Below are 19554 nucleotides of genomic sequence, written 5' to 3'. Positions count from 1 at the left end.
GTGCGACCATAACGGGAAAAGTCCATACCGCATTACCGGCCGCGTCAGAATCCATAAAAGTATAGCCCCTGGCCTTTAGCCCACTTTGTACCATTGCAAGCCGAAAACTCTCTCGTAATATCCATCCAGAAAGAGAAGAGAAATAGAGAACCATCAGGCGATCGACCGACCACAGTGAGCTATCCCCAAACACAAGAGTAAGCATGTGAGAAACTACAGGAAGTGCAGCTGAAGTTAAAATCGCAACCAATATATCGGCAATATCGATCGAGGCCGCTCCGTTCTGTTTTTGCTCGATCATAGTTGGCTCCAGTTCCGCAAATGAAGTCAGGCGCAACAGGCGATTAGCGTTAATTGAACCAGTTTAGAAAAAAGTTAAATAGCTAGTTTAGTAGCTTTTCGATTCGTTTCCCAATTTCCTTTTCGAGCTTAAATCGTTTCTTTTGATCATCAACTGCCCGGTTCAGATAATCCTCCCAGTAGTCAATTACGTTTTAGCGCAGCCATATGCCCGCGAGCCTTCTACTTGAAATGACCCTAGGAATATCATCGGCGATGAGTGGGAAGCGGAAAGACCCTTGCCTCCTTTTTCCGCCATCCCATTTTAAGAGGACAAGCTCACGGTCAAACCAATCCGACGTGGCCATCAACTTATAGACATGTTCATCCGAAATAATGAGCCCCCTTTTACAAAGCTCCTTGAGACACTACCGCAACGTGCTGGGAAGGGTTCCCGTGACCAGGCGAAAGGCCGTGGCGCGCATGTTGAAGGCGATCCACGCGCAGGAATCGTGCGAGGCATGCGGCAAGAAGGCCGAGGAGCTAGCGGACGAGTTGGGGTCGATGTGGCTCGAGCGGCCGCGAGGACGGTGCGCGGCGGGTTCGCCGAGACGCTGACCTACACGGAATTCCCGCCCGAGCGCTGGCGCCGGACCAGAACGGACAATGGAATCGAGCGCATCAACCGCGAGATCAGGAGGAGGAAGAGGGTCGTCGCGACCTTCTCAGACGGCAACTCAGTCCCCATGCTGATGACGACGGGGCTGAAGTACATAGTGGTGCACGATTGGGACAAGAGGAGGTGCCTGGACATGTCCAAACTAGAGGAGTTGGACGAGCTGAAGGAAAAGGCGGAGGGCTAGAAGAGAACGGTGTCGAGGACGGCAAAATCAATTTGAGAAAGAATATTGACGGTACCTGAAGCTAAATCTGTCCGTGCTGCTCCGGTTAGATTCTAAGCGCCGATGCGGACAACAATTCAAGACATTCGTTATTAGGCACAATCGATACCAGTTAATTAGCCACCTCAACAGCCATAACCACGATGAGCTGTAATACCAAAGACGGCCGAACAAACTGATGACCACTAGCCAATTCGACACACCATCGTAAAAACCTTAGTGTCTATCTCTCTCCGCTCGATGAACAACCGACAGCACAAAATCCGCAACGTTGGCAGCAGCGTTCACAGCAAGCCTTGCATGATAGTCCTCGATGTTCACCCTTGATGCCCCCACTCCGTGAGCATCGCCCTGTTTATTTCTCATCTGACCAATTGAGTCGACAATTTTATTGAGTCCATTTACCAAGTCACAAATTCTCCTATCCATTGTCTTATCAGCATGAATATTATAGAGGCATTTGACTTGAGAGAACATTTTTCCGACATCGCCGCTGCTCGAAGGCCGTTCTCCTTTGCGTTCGATAGCCCAACAGAAGACCTCTTCTAGTAATGTTCTCGCTTTAGTGAGAGCGCTATCGAAATTCCCAAGTTCAATATCTTCCTGGGCTCTATTGGCCATATCTTTAATATAAGAACGGTCAATCGTGTTGATTGAAGGAATAGACATCGCGGGCACGTCATCGACTGACGTAATGACGTAGTTATTACCGAAACATCTCAGCTCATGCCCACCAAAGAATAGAATGCTGTTAATGGCAGCGATAGCACCCTCAACAATCACGGCATGTCTCCGTTTTATTTCCTCCGGCGTCAGGCCAGAAAACTCTTTTTGGAAGCGCGCGAGGTTAAAGAAATAGGCCAACATATCAGAAACACGATTATTCTCGATACAATGCTCGAGCAGGGCTTCAACATACATCCACCGGCTAGATGAACCATACGAAGCGTCTATTCCAAACTTATTGAGCACTTCAACTAACTTAGGGCCCGATTGATACGGAAGGGAGACCTCTTCATCAAGCGCGTCTGAACGAAATGACGTGTCTCCATCCAAGATAGCGTACACGTCTTTGGATTTAAGAAAGTTAAATCCAGCCTGCTCTTTCTCAAACATGGGCCCACCTTAATTTGAACTGAAATGCTTGGCCAATTGTATCCCTCTAAAACACATGTCAAGCCACGTCGCTAATCAAGCAGCTGAATCGTCTCGTTCCATCAGTTCTGAAAATGAGCCGCGCTCATCTCCAATCTTAAGCACCTTGATGACGGTGGTCATATAGCCCATGCTACTCGGCATCATCCTCGATGCCCTCTCCGTCGATCTCGCCAAAGCCAACGTTGTCCAAAGCCGAATAAGCGGGCCCAATCTGATTCCACTTTATGGAATCAATCGCTTCAAGGTATGAACACAAAACATTAAGCTGATTCTGCTGAGCCATAGCCGTAATCTTCGCAAAGGAATCAGTCGCTAGGCCGACCTTCGACAGGGACGAAGGAATCTGCGCAGCCATATCGGAATAGTGATTAGACAAGTTGTACCTTTTTGTGCAACAAAAAACCGCTCAACCAGCGGCTTTTCTTATTTGGGTATGAAAAAGGCGACCGCCCTTTGTAGACGGTCGCCTTTGTTAATTGTTGTGCAGTTTGCCTTAGGCGCGGGTCTTGATCTCCTCGAGCACCTTCGCAACAAACTCGTCAACGCTCATCTGAACGGTCTCGTTGGAACGATCGCGGACGGAGATGTTGCCGGCCTCGACTTCCTTCTCGCCCAGGATGAGCATATAGGGCACGCGGTCGATGCTGCGGGCCTCGCGAATCTTGTAGCCGATCTTCTCGTCGCGATCGTCGCAGACCACGCGAATGCCGGCCTCTTCCAGCTTGGCGCACACCTCGTGGGCATAGTCGCGGCTCTTCTCGGAGACCGGAAGCGCCTTGACCTGCACGGGAGCCAACCAGGTGGGGAACTTGCCCGCAAAGTGCTCGATCAGAATGCCAATAAAGCGCTCGATGGAGCCAAAGCACACGCGGTGCAGCATAATGGGGCGCTTCTTGGTGCCGTCGGCGTCCACGTACTCCAGGTCAAAGTTGAGCGGCATCTGGAAGTCGAGCTGCACGGTACCGCACTGCCAGGTACGGCCGAGCGAGTCCTCCAGGTGGAAGTCGATCTTGGGGCCGTAGAAGGCGCCGTCGCCCTCGTTGACCTCGTAGTCCATGCCCAGCTGCTCAAGAGCGGTGCGCAGGCCCTCCTCGGCGCGAGCCCAATCCTCGTCCGAACCCATGGAGTCCTCGGGGCGGGTGGAAAGCTCAACGTGATACTTAAAGCCAAACTTTTGGTACACGGAGTCGATAAGGTTGACCACGCCCACAATCTCGTCGGTCAGCTGGTCGGGGCGCACAAACAGGTGGGCGTCGTCCTGGTTAAAGCAGCGCACGCGGAACAGGCCGTGCAGGGCTCCGCGCAGCTCGTGGCGATGCACCAGGCCAATCTCGCCGGCGCGGATGGGCAGCTCGCGGTAGGAGTGCGGCTTGGAGGCGTACACCAGCACGCCGCCCGGGCAGTTCATGGGCTTAATGCAGTACTCTTCGTCGTCGATGACGGTGGAGTACATGTTGTCCTTGTAGTGGTCCCAATGGCCCGAGGTCTTCCACAGCTGCTTGTTCATGATGAGCGGCGTGGAGATCTCCACGTAGCCGGCCTTGTGGTGGATCTCGCGCCAGTAGTCCAGCAGCGTGTTCTTAAGGATCATGCCGTTGGGCAGGAAGAACGGGAAGCCGGGGGCCTCGTCGCACATCATAAAGAGGTCCATCTCGCGGCCGATCTTGCGGTGGTCGCGCTTCTTGGCCTCCTCCAGCATGTGCATATGCTCGTCGAGCTCTTCCTTGGTGGCAAAGGCGACGCCGTTGATGCGGGTGAGCATCTTGTTGTCCTTGTCGCCCTTCCAGTAGGCGCCCGAGACACCGGTGAGCTTAAAGGCCTTGAGGGCCTTGGTGTAGCAGATGTGAGGGCCGACGCACATGTCGATGTAGTCGCCCTGCTGGTAGAAGGTGATGCGGGCGTCGTCGTCCAGGTCGCCGATGTGCTCGACCTTGTACTTCTCGCCGCGCTCCTCCATAAGGGCGATGGCCTCGGCGCGGGGCTTCTCGTACACGGAGAACTTGAGGTTCTCCTTGCAGATCTTCTTCATCTCGGCCTCGATCGCGGGGAAGTCGTCCTCGCTGATCTTGACGCCCTCGGGCAGGTCGACGTCGTAGTAAAAGCCGTTGTCGGTCGCGGGGCCGTAGGCAAAATCGGCCTGGGGGTACAGGCGCTTGATGGCCTGCGCCATGATATGCGCGGCGGAGTGGCGGATGACGTGCGTGACCTCGTCCTGCGGGAGCTCGGCCACCGAACCGTCATTGTAGAGTGCCTTCATGGGTATGTTTTCTCCTCTCGGATGCCTTGTGCAAGTGCTGCTTGACGCCGTGCGGTGTGCATTGCGCTTGCCGGCGCGTGCGTTTTGACTTGCATCATTATAGGCAGGTTACCTAGGTATACAAGCGCCCGCCGCACCTGAATGGCACGGCGGGCGAATTTCTACGCATGCTTCATCGCGTGGGGCGCGTGCGGAGCGCGCGACGTTCGCGTGGCGCGCGGCGTGCCCGTGGCTTGCGGCCGGCCCGGCGATGGATGCGCTACTGGATGCGAGTTCGGCAGTAGGGGCAGACCTTCCAGTGTGCGTCGAGCGGGCGATGGCAGCTGGGGCACACGTTGCGAACCTGGGTGTCGCACACCGGGCAGACCACAAAGTCCTTCTCGATGGGCGCACCGCACTGCGGGCAGGTGCCGTACTGGGCAAGCTGGCGCTCGCGCAGGGCCATGTCCAGCTCCTGCTCCTCGCGGTCGGCCGCATAGGAGTGCGGGCGCAGGACCAGGTAGGCAATGAGGCCTACAAACGGGATGAGGGCAATAATGCCCCATGCCACGTAAGCGCTAGCGCCGCGGCGGCGGGCGTCAATAAACACATAGACGACCGACAGCACGTACAGGGCGATGATAAAGCCACCAAAGGCATAGATGACGCCCATAAGCTGCGGCGACATGAGCTCGGAGATGTACTTGGACATTACGGGTACCTTTCGGGGTAGTTACAACTCGAGTTAGTGTAACACGGGGGTTAACGATTTGGCAGGTCGCAGGCATGGGCGGATAGAAACATCTCAATCTGTAACAGGTGAGAGCGGAATCCGGCTCCAGATGTTACAGAATTAGACAAACCGTTCTCTCCCCGACTACAATCTCGATCTGTAACATCTTGACTCCAAAATCAGTCCCTACTGTTACAGATCAAGATGAACGGTGAGCCCTCCGTTAAATATCTCAATCTGTAACAACTAGGGGCCAGAAACCCTTCTATCTGTTACAGATCAAGACAAAGGAAAATGTCCAATCTCAATATCTCAATCTGTAACAACAACTCGGCAAAAACAGGTCTAACTGTTACAGATTTAGACATTCGAAACCGACTGATGGGTTCATCTAAATCTGTAACATCTAGACCCCAAAACGGTCCCGAGATGTTACAGATCGAGACAGATGACCTCTCCCTGACTTTAAATCTCAATCTGTAACACATAGGACCGATTTTCTACTCTTACTGTTACAAATCAAGACAAACAGAGGGCCCGCCTGGCAAACGTCTCGATCTGTAACATCTGGAACCCAACTCTTCTGCTTACCGTTACAGAACGAGACAAACCTTTGACAACAGGGGTGCCAGACGAGGTCACCGATTGACCTGGGTCTCCCCTCGCCTGCCGTTGGCGGGTGTTGCGGGGCTGTTCGCCGCATTGCCGCTGCGCTGGGGGTGTGCAGACCGTAGGATAGTCCTATTGACAGCCTGTCAACTCGTCTGGGAGGCACTGTGACAGAAACGTTTGATATCGCGATTGTGGGCGCGGGCATCACCGGATGCGCCATCGCGCGGCAGCTCGCACGCTATGACCTGTCCATCTGCGTGGTCGAGGCGGCCAACGACATTGCCCTGGGCGCGTCGAAGGCCAACGGTGGCCTGGTGCACGCCGGCTACGATCCGGCGCCGGGCACGGTTAAGGCCCAGGTCAACGCCCGCGGCTGCGAGCTATATGGCACGTGGGCCCAGGAGCTGGGCTTTTTGTTTTGCCGCACCGGGTCCATGGTGCTGGGCTTTAGCGACCAAGACCGCGCGCAGCTGGAGCAGCTGCAAAGCAACGGGCTGGCAAACGGCGTACCCGAGTTGGCGATCATCGGGGCCGAGCGCATCCACGAGCTGGAGCCGCGCGCCAGCGCCCAGGCCACGTGCGCGCTGTGGTGTCCCTCGACCGGCTATGTCGATCCGTTTGAGGTCGCCATCGCCGCGATGGAGAACGCCGTAGCCAACGGCGTGACGTTTGTGCGCTCCGCACCGGTGGAGACGATCGAGGTAGCTCCCGGCGCTGGCGACAGGAGCGGTGACGGGACCGCTCGTTTTACGCTGGTGACACCGGCCGGTGATGTGCGCTGCCGCTATTTGATTAACGCGGCGGGCAACGGCGCCGCAGACATCTCGCATATGGCGGGCGCCGAGGAGTTCCAGATGGTCTGGCGCCAGGGTAACATTGTGGTGCTGGACAAGGAGCCGCGCGCGCTCATGCCGCTCTACCCCGTTCCCACGCCGGTTTCCAAGGGCGTCATCGTTACGGGCACCGTCCACGGCAACACGGTGATCACCGCGACCGCCGCCGTGCGCGAGGCGGGCGACACGCAGACCTATGCGGGCGACGTAAACGCGCTGTTGGGCGGTGCGCGCAAGCTGGTGCCCGATCTGGATACGCGCCGCGTGGTGCGAGCGTTTGCCGGCGGGCGTCCGGTCATTAAGGGAACGAACGACTTCTTTATTGGACAGTCCGCCGTGGTGCCGGGGCTGTTCCAGGCCGCGGGCATTCAGTCGCCGGGCGTAGCGAGCGCTCCGGCCATTGCCGAGCGAATGGAGCAGGCGCTGCGCGAGGCGGGCGTTGCTTTGCGCGAGCGGGCCGATTGGGATCCGATTCGCCGCGCGCCGGACGACTTCGACCGCGCGCCGCTTGCGCGCAAGGAAGAGCTGATCGAGTCCGACCCCGCGTGGGGGCAGATTGTCTGCCGCTGCGAGACGGTGCCCGAGGCCGAGATCGTGGCCGCGATTCGACGCCGCCCGGGTGCGGTCTCGGTCGAGGGCGTCAAACGCCGCTGCCGTGCCGGCATGGGTCGGTGCCAGAGCGGCTTTTGCCAAAGCCGCGTGGTGCGGATTCTGGCCCGCGAGCTGGGCTGCGATCCCAGCGAGGTGCTGCTGGAGGACACTGGCTCGTGGCTCGTTGAGGGACCTTTGAAGGGGGTGCGCTAGGATGGCGACGAGTATCGATATGGGTGCGGTATCGGGCGTCGAGTGCACTTGCGCAGATGCCGACAGGGTATCAATTGCTGCCGGCGCCGTGCAGACGCAGGCGTTCGACGTAGTCGTTATCGGCGGCGGACCTGCCGGCATGGCGGCCTCACTTGCCGCACACAAGGCCGGAGCGCGCGTGGCCATCGTGGAGCGCGAACAGCACCTGGGCGGCATCCTGCGCCAGTGCATCCACCCGGGCTTTGGCCTCTCACACTTTAAGCAGGAACTGACCGGTCCCGAGTACGCACAGCGCTTTATCGACCAGGTGCGCGAAACCGATATCGCACTGTTCCTGGACAGTATGGTGATTGGGATCGACTCAAGCGAGGACAAAGTCGCAGGCACGGGCGCAAGTGGCGCGGCGAGCGATGCCTCGGCACACACCGTCACGCTCATGAGCCCCGCCGGCATGTTGCAGCTCACCGGGCGCGCCGTCGTCCTTGCCATGGGGTGTCGCGAGCGCACGCGCAGCGAGATCAAGATTCCCGGCAGCCGCCCCGCCGGCGTGTTTACCGCCGGCCTGGCGCAGCGATACATCAACATCGACAACCTCAAGCCCGGCTCGCGCGCCGTCATTTTAGGCTCGGGCGACATTGGGCTCATCATGGCGCGTCGCTGCACGCTCGAGGGGATTTCAGTCGAGGGCGTGTACGAGCTTATGCCATACGCCAACGGCCTGCGCCGCAATGTGAAGAACTGCCTGGACGATTTTGGCATTCCGCTGCACCTGTCCACCACCGTCACGCGCGTGATTGGGCATGACCGCGTGGAGGCCGTCGAGGTGAGCCAGGTCGACGAAAATCTGGCGCCCATTCCGGGGACCGAGCACATCGTTTCGTGCGACACACTGCTGCTTTCGGTAGGTTTGATTCCCGAGAACGAGCTTTCGGTAGGCGCGGGTGTTGAGCTTGACCCGCGCACGCGCGGCGCCGTGGTGGACCACTGCCTGCAGACGGGCGTGCCAGGCATCTTTGCCTGCGGCAACGTGCTGCACGTGCACGACCTGGCCGATAACGTGACGGCCGAGTCCGAGCGTGCCGGTGCGGCTGCAGCGACGTACGCGCTGGGGACCGGCGCGGATGTCGAAACGGGCGCTGGCTGCCAGCTCACGGTCTTCCCTGCCGGCATTGCCGGCTACGCGCTGCCGGGACGCATTACGGCCGTGGCACTCACCAGGCTCAACTTCCGCGTGCGCCGGCCGGTCGATGCCGCCCGCGTGCACATTCTGGCGGACGACGAGGAACTGCTTACGGGCAAGGTCCGCGCGTTTAAACCGAGCGTTATGGAAAGCTTCCCGCTGCCGGCAAAGGTGATACAGCGAGCGCTCGACCTGGGTGCCAGCGAGATTATCCTTTCCGTCGAGCCCGTCGAGGAGGCATAGCCATGAGCACAAATGCGATCGAGACGCTACAGTTCAACTGTACCACCTGCCCATCCGAGTGCCTCCTTACGGTGGAAGTGGAGCGCGGGGCCGACGACCGCGTGGCGACGGTGCGCGCCGTGACCGGCAACAGCTGCCCGCGCGGCGATAAGTTCGCACATCAGGAGCTCACCTGCCCCATGCGCGTCCTCACTACCACCGTGGCGGTATCAGGCGGCGACGAGGCGCTGCTGCCCGTCCGCACGGCCGAAGCCATCCCGCTCGAACTCCATGCCCAAGCCATGGACCTCATCCGCGGCCTAGTGGTCAAAGTCCCCATCCGCATGGGCGATGTAGTCCTCCCCAACCTCCTAGACACCGGTACCGATCTCATCGCCAGCATGGACATCGACCCGGCCTAAGCAGCTCGTTTGGGACGGTGCTCTTTTAGCTACCCCGCATCCGCCCCGCCCCTCCTCAATTGCGGTGAAATAATTCCCGGTTTCCGCCAAAACCCCGGCATCAAGGAACTATTCCACCGCAACTTGCCTTGGGATCGGTATTTAGCTTGTGCCTACTTTAGTGCCATTTCAAAACTATGCCGGATTACGGGGCTGATTCGGAGACCCCCACCCATACCGGCAATTTTCGATTTTTGATAAGCCTTCTACCTGCGGTTTTAATTTCGCTATTTTTCCCATGGTCAAGTAATACAGGTCCAGCCCCGTAATCCGCCATAGTTTTGAAACCAGCCCATTTAGGACGGGACCATATTGACTACTTTTACCTATCAGCTCGCATGTTTGACGCAGCTAAAATAGCCCCGTCCCAAATTGACTACCTTGGCATTGGGGATACCATGGTGGCAACCTAACGAAAGGACGATGTATGGCACATGTCGATGACCAGCGCGTGGCACGCGTGCTCGATGCGCTCGAGGCTCAGCACCCCGGCGCGCAGCTGCTCGTAAACGACCCGTGGTCGATTTATTACCTGACCGGCTTTTATGCCGATATGTTCGAGCGTTTTTGCGGCGTACTGCTCGCACGCGGTAGCGAGCCCGTGATCTTGGTCAACGCGCTGCATCAGCTGCCCGAGTATGACAATGCCCGCGTCGCGTACCACACCGATACCGACGTCGTGGCCGACGCCATCGCTCGCGAAGTTGATCCGACCAAACCGCTCGGCATCGACACCGTCATGCGCTCCGGCTTCTTGATGCCCCTCATGGAGCGCCATGCCGCGAGCGAATTCTTCCTAGGCGATTTTGCCGTGACCGCCGCGCGAACCTACAAAGACGCCGCCGAGCAGGAGCTTATGCGCGTGTCCTCGGCCGCTAACGACGCCGTGATGGCCGACGCGATCGAGCTCGTCCACGAAGGCGTGACAGAGCGCGAGATCGCCGACCAGATGCTTGGCCTGTATCGCAAGCACGATTGCGAGGGCTTTAGCTTTCCGCCCATCGTGAGCTTTGGCGCCAACGCCGGCGACCCGCACCACGAGCCAGACGATACGGCACTCAAGCGTGGCGACGTGGTACTGTTCGATATTGGCGGACGTCGCCGCAACTATTGCTCGGACATGACGCGCACGTTCTTTTGGGGCGAGCCGGACGAGGAGACGGCACACATCTACGACATCGTGCGCCGCGCCAACGAGGCCGCCGAGGCGCTCATCGCCCCGGGCGTGCGCATGTGCGACCTGGACCGTGCCGCGCGCGACGTGATTGAGGACGCGGGTTATGGCAAGTACTTTACGCACCGTCTGGGACACTCGATCGGCCTGCAAGACCACGAGCCGGGTGACGTCTCGCTCGTCAACGAGCAGGTCGTGGAGCCGGGCATGACGTTTTCCATCGAGCCGGGCATCTACCTCCCCGGCCGCACCGGCGTCCGCATCGAGGATCTTGCCCTGGTCACCGAGAGCGGCGTCGAGATCCTCAACGCCTACCCCCACGATCCGGTCCGCCTAGACTAGGCAATGCGGCAAAGGGACAGCCCCTTTGCCGCATCACATGAATGCCGCCACGAAATGGGCCTATCTACTACGTTTAACCCGCATGGGGCGACCATACGGGTATTTTTTGAAAATTTACAAGCCTTCTACCTGCGGTTTTGATTTTGCGATTCTCGGCATGGTTGAGGGTAGCCGGTCAAACGTAGTAGATAGGCCCATTTCGTGGCGAGCAGGCAAACTAGCTACCCTGCGAAAGGGATCTAGCGGAGCAGACCGGCAACTTCGCCGGCCAGGGTGATGGTGCCTGCTGCTATGAAGGGCTCGCCTGCGGCCTCAAAGGCTGCGAGGGCCTCGGACACGCTGGGGTACACGCCTGCGAGCTTATCGGAATCCACCAGGGCAGCAAGCTCCTCCGCCGGCAGGGCGCGATCGGAATCGGTCTGTGTGACGACCACGCGCGGGAAGGCCGGGATCAGCACGTCGACGATACCCGCCACGTCCTTGTCTGCCAGCGCGGCGCACAGCAACGTGGGCCGATTCTCTACGCACGGATCGATCTCGTCCAAGGCGCTCACAAAGTTCTCGCAGCTCTGGGGGTTATGGCAGGCGTCGATCAGCTTGAGCGGGTCGGTTCCCAACACATCAAAACGGCCCGGCGTAGGGCAGCCCATAAGCGAAGCATCAAGCGCCTCGTGGTCGAGCTCGCGACCCAGATACCCCTCGCAGAGCATAATCGCGCACGCGGCATTCTGCGGCTGATACGCCGGCTTAACCATGCTCGACGTATAAATCGCACGCGGCGTGGTGCAGCTAAACTCAACCGTATCGCCCACATGCGCCGGCACCTTGGTCGTGGCGTGGCTCACCACCAGCGGCACCACACCACACTCGCGACAACGGTTGTCCATAACGCGCTGAACGCTCGGCTCACGCGTGCCCTCGCCCAGCACAACCAGGCGTCCGGGCTTAATGACCGCAGCCTTCTCCCCCGCAATGGCCTCGAGCGTATCGCCCAGAATGCGCGTGTGATCGAGTCCGATGCCCGTGATGGCAACGGCAACGGGATCGGTCGCGCTCGTGGCGTCCCAGCGACCGCCCATGCCGACCTCGAGCACGGCGACATCCACGCGAGCCTCGGCAAACACCACAAGCGCGGCGGCCGTCAGCAGGTCAAACGGCGTGATGGTATAGGCACGCTCCCCCGCCACCACGCGGCGCGCATTCACTCGATGCCCCGCCTCAACAGCAGCAGAAACGCCACGGGCAAACGCCTCATCGCTCACGACGTGCCCATCGACCTCCATGCGCTCGGGATAGCGAACAAGCTGCGGCGACGTATAAAGCGCAGCCTTGAGCCCCTCGCCGCGAAGGATAGCAGCCGAAAAACGCGTCGTCGAAGTCTTGCCATTGGTACCGGCAACCTGAATGCAATCAAAGTACTCGTCCGGCCGCCCCAGCTCATCGAGCATATCGACAACTGTCTCGAGCAGAGGACCAGCATCCCCAGAAATCCGCCCCGTATCGGCAGCAAGTCCCACAGCCTCACTAAACGAAAGCAAATCAAACTCAAAAGGAACGGTATACAAGCCAGAACGCTTAGGCATTTTCAGAACCGCCATTCATAGAAAAATAAAACAGTATAGGTTGAGGATAGTCAGCGAAAACGCCTCTGATGAGCCAAGGTGCCGTGAAACAAGGGCGCATAGGGCTTATGCCCATGCGCCCGAAGTTGAACGGCAGATTGGCCATCAGAGGCGTTTGCAGCGTCGAGTCAGCCGCCGTTCGTTAGAACGGCGGAATAGGTGTCCGCAGTAGCGAGCAAAGCGTCGGGACGCGCCCCCAAGTAAACCTTACGAGAAGTCAGCAACCTGAGCAGTCAGCGCCTCCAGGATCTCCTTGAGCTCAGCTGCACGGTCCCTCTTCTTCTGGACCACCGCGGGCGCGGCCTTGGCCACAAAGCCCTCGTTGGCGAGCGTCTTCTCGCAGCCGGCGAGCTCCTTCTGGGCCGCGGCAATCTCCTTCTCCAGACGTGCCTTCTCGGCCGAAAGATCGACCTTGCCCTCGAGCACCACAAAGACCTCGACGCCGCTGTCGACCACGGCGATGCTCGCGGCCGGCTTCTCAACATCGGTACCCATGACCAGCGAGGCGGTATTGGCCAGCGGCTCGATGGTCGAGCGCAGGCTCTCGAGCTTCTCGATATCCTCGGCACCGGCACGCACGACCACGTCGAGCTCGGCCTTGGGGCTCAAGCGATAACGCGAACGCGTGGCGCGGGCGGCAGAAACGACGGTGCGACACAGCTCAAACGCGCGCTCGGCGTCCTCATCGACATACTTGACGTAGTCGGCAGGCTCGGGCCACTTGGCGATCATGAGCGCCTCGGCGCGGTCCACGTTGCCCTCGGCGTCCAGGTCGAGCACGCTCGCCGGCATGTTGTCCCAGATCTCCTCGGTGACAAACGGCATGAGCGGGTGCATCAGGCGAATAGAGGTATCGAGCACAAAGATCAGGTTTCGCTGCGCCTGCAGACGGCCCTCGCCCTTCAGGCGCGCCTTGGTGACTTCGACGTACCAGTCGCAGACCTCGTTCCAGAAGAACTGCTGAACGCCGCGGGCCATGTCGCCAAAGGTGTAGTTCTCGATGCCCTCGGTAACCATCTTGACGGCCTTGGCCAGACGGCTGAACATCCAGGCGTCGGCCGGCGTCTCCACGACGGGCTCGCCGGGCGTGTAGCCCTCCATGTTCATAAGCAGGAAGCGGCTCGCGTTCCAAATCTTGGTCACAAACGACTTAGCCTGCTCGGTGCGCGGGCTGTCGATAAGCTTCTTGGTCTTCTTGTCGATGTTCGCGTCAAACTTGACGTCCTGGTTGTTGGTGCAGAGCGTCAGCAGGTTGAAGCGCATGGCGTCGGCGCCGTACATGCCAATGAGGTCCATGGGGTCAACGCCGTTGCCCTTGGACTTGGACATGCGGCTGCCGTCCTTGGCGAGAATCGTCGGGTAGATGACGACGTCCTTAAACGGCACCTCGTCCAGGAAGTACAGCGAGCTCATGACCATGCGGGCGACCCACAGCGCGATGATATCGCGCGCGGTGACGAGTGCCGTCGTGGGGTGATGCCCCTCGAGTAGCTCCGGCTTTTGCGGCCAGCCCTGCGTGGCGAAAGTCCACAGCTGCGAGCTGAACCAGGTGTCCAGCACGTTCTCGTCCTGATGCACGTGATGACCGCCGCACTTAGGGCACACGTCGGTGTCCTCGGTAAGGGCATCCTCCCAGCCGCAGTCCTCGCAGTAGAACACGGGAATACGGTGGCCCCACCACAGCTGGCGGCTGATGCACCAGTCCTTGAGGTTCTCCATCCAGGTGGTATAGGTCTGCGTCCAACGCGCGGGGTGGAAGGTCACCTTGCCGGAGTTGACGGCATCGAGCGCCGGCCCCTTGAGCTTGTCGACGGCCACAAACCACTGCTCGGACAGCCACGGCTCCAGTGCGGAGTCGCAACGGTAGCAGTGCATGACGGAGTGATCGTGATCCTCGACGTGATCGAGCAGGTCGTGCTCCTCAAACCACTTGATGACCGCCTCGCGGCACTCCTCGCGGGTCATGCCGGTGAACTCGCCATAGCCCTCGACGACCACCGCGTGCTCATCGAAGATATTGATCTGCGGCAGGTCGTGGGCCTGACCCATAGCGTAATCGTTGGGGTCGTGCGCCGGGGTGACCTTGACAAAGCCGGAGCCAAAGTTGGCGTCGACATGCCAATCCTCAAAGATGGGGATCTCACGGTCGACGATGGGGAGCTTGACGGTCTTACCCACAAAGGCGGCCTTCTCGGGGTCCTTCGGGGAGACAGCCACGCCCGTGTCGCCGAGCATGGTCTCGGGGCGCGTAGTGGCGACGACGATGTAGTCCTGGCCGTTGACCGGCTCGGTCAGCGGGTAGCGCAGGTGCCACAGGTGACCCTTCTCGTCCTTGTACTCGGCCTCGTCGTCCGAGATGGCGGTGGTGCAGTTGGGGCACCAGTTGACGATGCGCTTGCCGCGGTAGATCAGGCCGTCGTGGTACCAGTCGCAGAACACCTTGCGCACGGCCTGGGCGTAGTCCTCGTCCATGGTAAAGCGCTCGTTATCAAAGTCGACGGAGCAGCCCATACGCTTGATCTGCTCGACGATGATGCCGCCGTACTCGTGGGTCCAATCCCAGCAGGCGTCGACAAACTTATCGCGGCCGATCTCCAGGCGGCTGATGCCCTCGCTCTTGAGCTTCTTGTCGACCTTGGTCTGCGTGGCGATACCGGCGTGGTCGGTACCGAGCACCCAGCGGGTGGACCTGCCGCGCATGCGGGCCATGCGGATGATGGCATCCTGGATGGAATCGTCGGTGGCGTGACCCATGTGGAGCTTGCCGGTCACGTTGGGAGGCGGAATGGTGACAGTGCAGTCGCCCACGCCCTCACGGCGCTTGTAGTAACCGCCGTCGAGCCACTTCTGCAGGATCGCCGGCTCGTTGGTCGACGGATCGTAGTTTTTGGGCATTTCTTCCATATATCTCTCCCGTCCCACCGGGGAGGAATGGAGGCCCGCCAGGGTCTGCATTCCTCCCCTTAGGTATCGATTACTTCAGTCTGATACGACTTCGCTGAGGCTTAAACAAACACACAGAATAACACAGGTAGTTGGGGTTATTGCGTATATATAAAATAGCCTCCGACCGCGGGTGGTCGGAGGCTATTCAAATTCACATTTGCGAAACCTACCATTTAGGGACAGGTTTATTTTGGTCGGTTTTATATGGGCAAACGTCATTCTCCCTGATAAAACCTGCCAAAATAAACCTGTCCCTTTTTGGCAGGTTAGCCGTAGATGCGCTGGGGCTGTTCGGTGCCCTTTACGGAGTCTTCGGTCACGATGACCTTGGCGACTCCTTCCTCGCTCGGCAGGTCGAACATCGTCTGCTGCAGCACGTCCTCGCAGATGGAGCGCAGGCCGCGGGCGCCGGTCTTGCGGGCAAGCGCCATGCGGGCAATCTCGTGCAGGGCGGCGTCCTCAAACTCAAGCTCAACGTCCTCGAGCTGGAACATCTTGCGGTACTGACGCACAACGGCGTTCTTTGGCTCGGTCAGGATCGATACCAGGTCGTCCTCGTCGAGCGCCTGTGTCTGGGTGACGACGGGCGTACGTCCCACAAACTCGGGGATCATACCAAAGGCGTTGAGGTCCTGCGGGAGCACCTGACGCAGCAGGTCGTTCTCGTCGACCGAGGTGGGGCCGGCGATCTCGGAGTTAAAGCCCACGCCCTTGTTGCCCACGCGATCGGCGATAATCTTGTCCAGACCCACAAAGGCACCGCCGCAGATAAACAAGATATTGGTCGTGTCGATCTGCAGTAGCTCCTGCTGGGGGTGCTTGCGGCCGCCGGTGGGCGGAACGCTTGCCACCGTGCCCTCAAGGATCTTAAGCAGCGCCTGCTGAACGCCCTCGCCCGAAACGTCGCGGGTGATGGAGAGGTTCTCGGCCTTGCGGGCGATCTTGTCGATCTCGTCCACGTAGATGATGCCGACCTGCGCACGCTCGATATCGCCATCGGCAGCATTGATGAGCTTGAGCAGGATGTTCTCCACGTCCTCGCCCACGTAACCGGCCTCGGTGAGTGCGGTGGCGTCGGCGATGGCAAACGGCACCTCGAGGATGCGCGCGAGCGTCTGGGCGAGCAAGGTCTTACCGGTACCGGTGGGACCGAGCAGCAAGATGTTGGACTTGGCGAGCTCCACCTCGTCCATATCGTCGTCGAGCCGCGAACCCGCACCCGAGGCCTCGTCAAAGGCCGAAAGCGCGGCGCCGCCCTCGATCACGCGACGGTAGTGGTTGTACACGGCAACCGACATGGCGCGCTTGGCGTCTTCCTGACCCATGACATAGGCCGAAAGCTCGTCATAGATCTCGTGCGGGGTCGGCACGTGCGTAATGACCTGACGCACGTCGTCCTCGAGCTCAAAGCCCTCGGCCTCGGGATCCATGGCAGGCTGCCCGGCAGCCTGACCGTGGTCGTTGAGGAAGCCCGGCAGCTTGCCGTTGCAGGCGGCATCCATAAAGTCCGAAGCCAGCGACTCCTCCAAGATCTCGGAGCAGGCGGCAACGCACTCGTCGCAGATAAAGATGTTGGTAGGGCCCTTTACAAGGCGGCGCACCTGACCCTGCTCTTTTCCGCAGAAGGAGCAGCGGATGGGGTTGCCGTTCTCGTCAAAGTTGTCCTGCATGTTACCGGCCATCCTAGGCGTCCTTCGCGGCAAGATCGCGCGAGGTGACGATACGGTCGATCAGGCCGTAGTCAAGCGCCTCGGCGGCAGTCAGGTAGTTGTCGCGCTCGGTATCGGCCTGGACCTTCTCGATCGGCTGGCCCGAGGCGTCGGACAAGATCTGGTTGAGCTCGCGACGGGTCTTCTTGATCTCCTCGGCCACGATCTCGATCTCGGTCTGCTGACCCTGGGCACCGCCACTGGGCTGGTGAATCATGACCTTGGAGTGCGGCAGGCAGAAGCGCTTGCCCTTGGCGCCGGCCGAAAGCAGCACGGCGGCCATAGACGCGGCCATACCGACGCAAATGGTGGAGACCTGCGGCTTGATAAAGTTCATGGTGTCCAGAATCGCCAGGCCGGAGTAGACCTCGCCACCGGGCGAATTGATGTAGAGCGAGATATCCTTCTCGGCATCCTGGCTCTCAAGATGCAGCAGCTGGGCAACGACCAGGTTGGCGCTGACGGAGTTGATCTCCTCGCCCAAGAAGATGATGCGGTCGTTGAGCAGGCGCGAATAGATATCGTAGCTGCGCTCGCCGCGCGGCGTCTGCTCGATAACGTATGGCACGAGGGCGGAATCGAACTTAGCGATCATACGCATCTCCATTTCTCTCTTGCGGACCAAATTGGTTCTAGATAAACGTACGGTGCCCGCATGCTATGCATTGGCTGGCACCGTACGAAGCAACCGAATAACCGGCTTATAACTTTACCCCATCACGGGCGCCTGCATGCGCTCGCGGGAAAGGTGGCGAGAATTACTCGGCGTCCTTGGCGGTCTCGTCGACCTCGGTCACCTTGGCGTTCTCGACCAGGTGGTCGACGGCCTTGGAGCGACGGATGGACTCGCGGACGGCAGGCATGCGTCCATCGGCGATGAACTCGGCCTTGGAAGCCTCGACGTCCTTGACGCCGGCCTTTTCGAACTCGGCGTTGACGTCGTCCTCGGTGACCTCGATCTTGAGCTCACGGGCGAGGGCGTCGAGCGCCAGGGACTCGCGGGCAACGTCGTTGGCCTGCTTGTGCAGGTCGCCGATGAACTGCTCCATGGTCAGGCCGGAAGCGGGCAGCCAGGTGTCCAGCGTCATGCCGCGGGCAGCAAGGTTGGACAGGAAGTTCTGGCCAAGCTCCTCAAAGACAGACTGCTCGTAGTCGGCGTCCATCTCCTCGAGCTGCAGGCGCTCGGCGAGAGCGGCGACGCAACGGTTCTCCTTCTCGGCCGGAAGGCGGGAAGCCTTGTCCTGCTCGATCTCGAGCTTGATGGCGTCGCGCATAGCGTCGATGCTGTCGAAGCCAAAGTCGGACTTGACGAGCTCGTCGGTGAGCTCGGGGGTGTTGCGGACCTTGATGCCCTTGACGGTGACCTCGACGGTGTGGGTCTCGGCCTCCTCGCCCTCCTCGACCTCGTCGGTCCAGGTGACGGTCTTGACGTCGTCGACGTTAGCACCGATCAGAGCCTCGTTGAACTCCTTGGGGTTGCTGTCGCTACCGGCGATGAGCATGCGGCCCTCGGCAGCGAAGTTGTCGGCGTTCTCGACGGCCTTGAGGTCGACGGTAACGTAATCCTCGGCCTCGACGGCACGATCCTCGACGTCCTCGAAGGTGGCACGGTAGTTGAGGAGCATCTCGACCTGGTTGTTGATCTCGGACTCGGTGACCTCAGCGGGAGGCATCTCGATCTCGACGGCGTCGTAGGAGGAGAGCACGGCGGCAGGACGCAGGGAGAACTCGACGGTGTAGGTGTAGTCCTCGTGATCCTTGGCGAGGTCGAGCTCCTTGTAGTCACCGTTCTTGGTGGGGACGATGTCCAGCTCGTTGAGGACGGCGGGCTCGTTGGCGGCGATCAGATCGTTGGTGGCCTGAGCGAGGGTGGCCTCGGCGCCAAGAGCAGCGTCGATGACCGGACGGGGAGCCTTGCCGGCACGGAAGCCCGGGAAGCGGTACTTTTTGGCGGTGTCCTTGTAGGCCTTCTTGATCGCGGCGTCGACGTCGGCGGCCGGGATGGTGACCGTAGCGGTGAGCTTGGCGTCCTTGACGTCAGAAGCGGTGATGTTCAACACGTTCCTCCTCATACTGCCCAGCTTATCTGAGGTGCTGGTACCTTTATGCAACAAAGTGTCGCGACGGCCGAGGCCGACGCAGGTGCGTTGGTGCGGGCGAAAGGACTCGAACCTTCACGGGAATCCCACCAGAACCTAAATCTGGCGCGTCTACCAATTCCGCCACGCCCGCATGAGCGCACAGACTAGGAATGATAGCAGATACGAACGGCAAGCGCACGCACACCTTTTTAGGCCCACGACCTCACCACGAGTTACAGCGGAACAGGGTAGCTAATTTG

The 19554-nt window shown here is 59.8% G+C and carries 14 protein-coding genes, 1 tRNA gene and 1 pseudogene; 5 read left to right on the top strand and 11 right to left on the bottom strand.

Annotated elements, in window-relative coordinates; genetic code table 11:
• On the bottom strand, positions 1-301 hold a 301-nt coding region (locus tag ACQRCA_RS07560), incomplete at its 3' end, for a hypothetical protein (protein ID WP_427719748.1).
• Positions 302-696: 395 nt separating this feature from the next.
• Between ACQRCA_RS07560 and ACQRCA_RS07555 the strand changes: the two are divergent.
• A pseudogene (locus tag ACQRCA_RS07555) lies at positions 697-1142 on the top strand (transposase); the annotation flags it as partial.
• A gap of 255 nt (positions 1143-1397) precedes the next feature.
• Here ACQRCA_RS07555 and ACQRCA_RS07550 read toward each other — a convergent pair.
• The 4 genes from ACQRCA_RS07550 to ACQRCA_RS07535 all read right to left on the bottom strand — a co-directional run bounded on the left by ACQRCA_RS07550 (position 1398) and on the right by ACQRCA_RS07535 (position 5287).
• A complete protein-coding gene (locus ACQRCA_RS07550) occupies positions 1398-2297 on the bottom strand; it encodes an abortive infection family protein (protein WP_427719747.1) in 900 nt (299 codons plus the stop codon).
• 172 nt (positions 2298-2469) lie between these two features.
• A complete protein-coding gene (locus ACQRCA_RS07545; protein WP_427719746.1) occupies positions 2470-2715 on the bottom strand; it encodes a hypothetical protein in 246 nt (81 codons plus the stop codon).
• A 117-nt stretch (positions 2716-2832) separates the two neighbouring features.
• Entirely contained in the window at positions 2833-4596 is a 1764-nt protein-coding gene (gene thrS / locus ACQRCA_RS07540; RefSeq protein ID WP_427719745.1) for a threonine--tRNA ligase, read from the bottom strand.
• A gap of 259 nt (positions 4597-4855) precedes the next feature.
• Entirely contained in the window at positions 4856-5287 is a 432-nt protein-coding gene (locus ACQRCA_RS07535) for a double zinc ribbon domain-containing protein (protein ID WP_427719744.1), read from the bottom strand.
• Between the two features lie 797 nt (positions 5288-6084).
• Between ACQRCA_RS07535 and ACQRCA_RS07530 the strand changes: the two genes are divergently transcribed.
• From ACQRCA_RS07530 to ACQRCA_RS07515, 4 genes are all read left to right on the top strand, one after another.
• Positions 6085-7557 (top strand): NAD(P)/FAD-dependent oxidoreductase, encoded by a 1473-nt coding sequence (locus tag ACQRCA_RS07530; RefSeq protein ID WP_427719743.1) that lies wholly within the window; start codon positions 6085-6087, stop codon positions 7555-7557.
• A gap of 1 nt (position 7558) precedes the next feature.
• Entirely contained in the window at positions 7559-8980 is a 1422-nt protein-coding gene (locus ACQRCA_RS07525) for an NAD(P)/FAD-dependent oxidoreductase (protein ID WP_427719742.1), read from the top strand.
• A 2-nt stretch (positions 8981-8982) separates the two neighbouring features.
• Positions 8983-9381, top strand: coding sequence for a DUF1667 domain-containing protein (locus ACQRCA_RS07520; protein WP_427719741.1), 399 nt, complete (start codon positions 8983-8985; stop codon positions 9379-9381).
• Positions 9382-9847: 466 nt separating this feature from the next.
• Positions 9848-10936, top strand: a complete 1089-nt coding sequence (locus ACQRCA_RS07515) for a M24 family metallopeptidase (protein WP_427719740.1) — start codon at positions 9848-9850, stop codon at positions 10934-10936.
• A gap of 239 nt (positions 10937-11175) precedes the next feature.
• Here the strand turns inward: ACQRCA_RS07515 and ACQRCA_RS07510 are convergent, their stop codons facing one another.
• The 6 genes from ACQRCA_RS07510 to ACQRCA_RS07485 form a co-directional block, all read right to left on the bottom strand.
• A complete protein-coding gene (locus tag ACQRCA_RS07510) occupies positions 11176-12519 on the bottom strand; it encodes a bifunctional folylpolyglutamate synthase/dihydrofolate synthase (protein ID WP_427719739.1) in 1344 nt (447 codons plus the stop codon).
• Positions 12520-12765: 246 nt separating this feature from the next.
• On the bottom strand, positions 12766-15462 hold the full coding sequence (locus ACQRCA_RS07505) for a valine--tRNA ligase (RefSeq protein ID WP_427719738.1): 2697 nt from the start codon (positions 15460-15462) through the stop codon (positions 12766-12768).
• A gap of 308 nt (positions 15463-15770) precedes the next feature.
• The gene (clpX, locus tag ACQRCA_RS07500; protein ID WP_427719737.1) at positions 15771-17186 is read right to left on the bottom strand and encodes an ATP-dependent Clp protease ATP-binding subunit ClpX; all 1416 of its coding nucleotides are present in this window, start codon (positions 17184-17186) and stop codon (positions 15771-15773) included.
• A 1-nt stretch (position 17187) separates the two neighbouring features.
• The gene (locus ACQRCA_RS07495; protein WP_022095182.1) at positions 17188-17808 is read right to left on the bottom strand and encodes an ATP-dependent Clp protease proteolytic subunit; all 621 of its coding nucleotides are present in this window, start codon (positions 17806-17808) and stop codon (positions 17188-17190) included.
• Between the two features lie 163 nt (positions 17809-17971).
• Complete coding sequence (tig, locus tag ACQRCA_RS07490) at positions 17972-19273, bottom strand: trigger factor (protein ID WP_427719736.1); 1302 nt, start codon at positions 19271-19273, stop codon at positions 17972-17974.
• A gap of 88 nt (positions 19274-19361) precedes the next feature.
• Positions 19362-19445, bottom strand: a tRNA-Leu gene (locus ACQRCA_RS07485).
• Positions 19446-19554: the final 109 nt, after the last annotated feature.

The organism is Collinsella sp. SGI.095, from assembly GCF_050314535.1.
Lineage (GTDB): Bacteria > Actinomycetota > Coriobacteriia > Coriobacteriales > Coriobacteriaceae > Collinsella.
The sequence above is the reverse complement of the archived record's forward strand: the minus strand, read 5'-3'. Positions and strand labels throughout refer to the sequence as shown.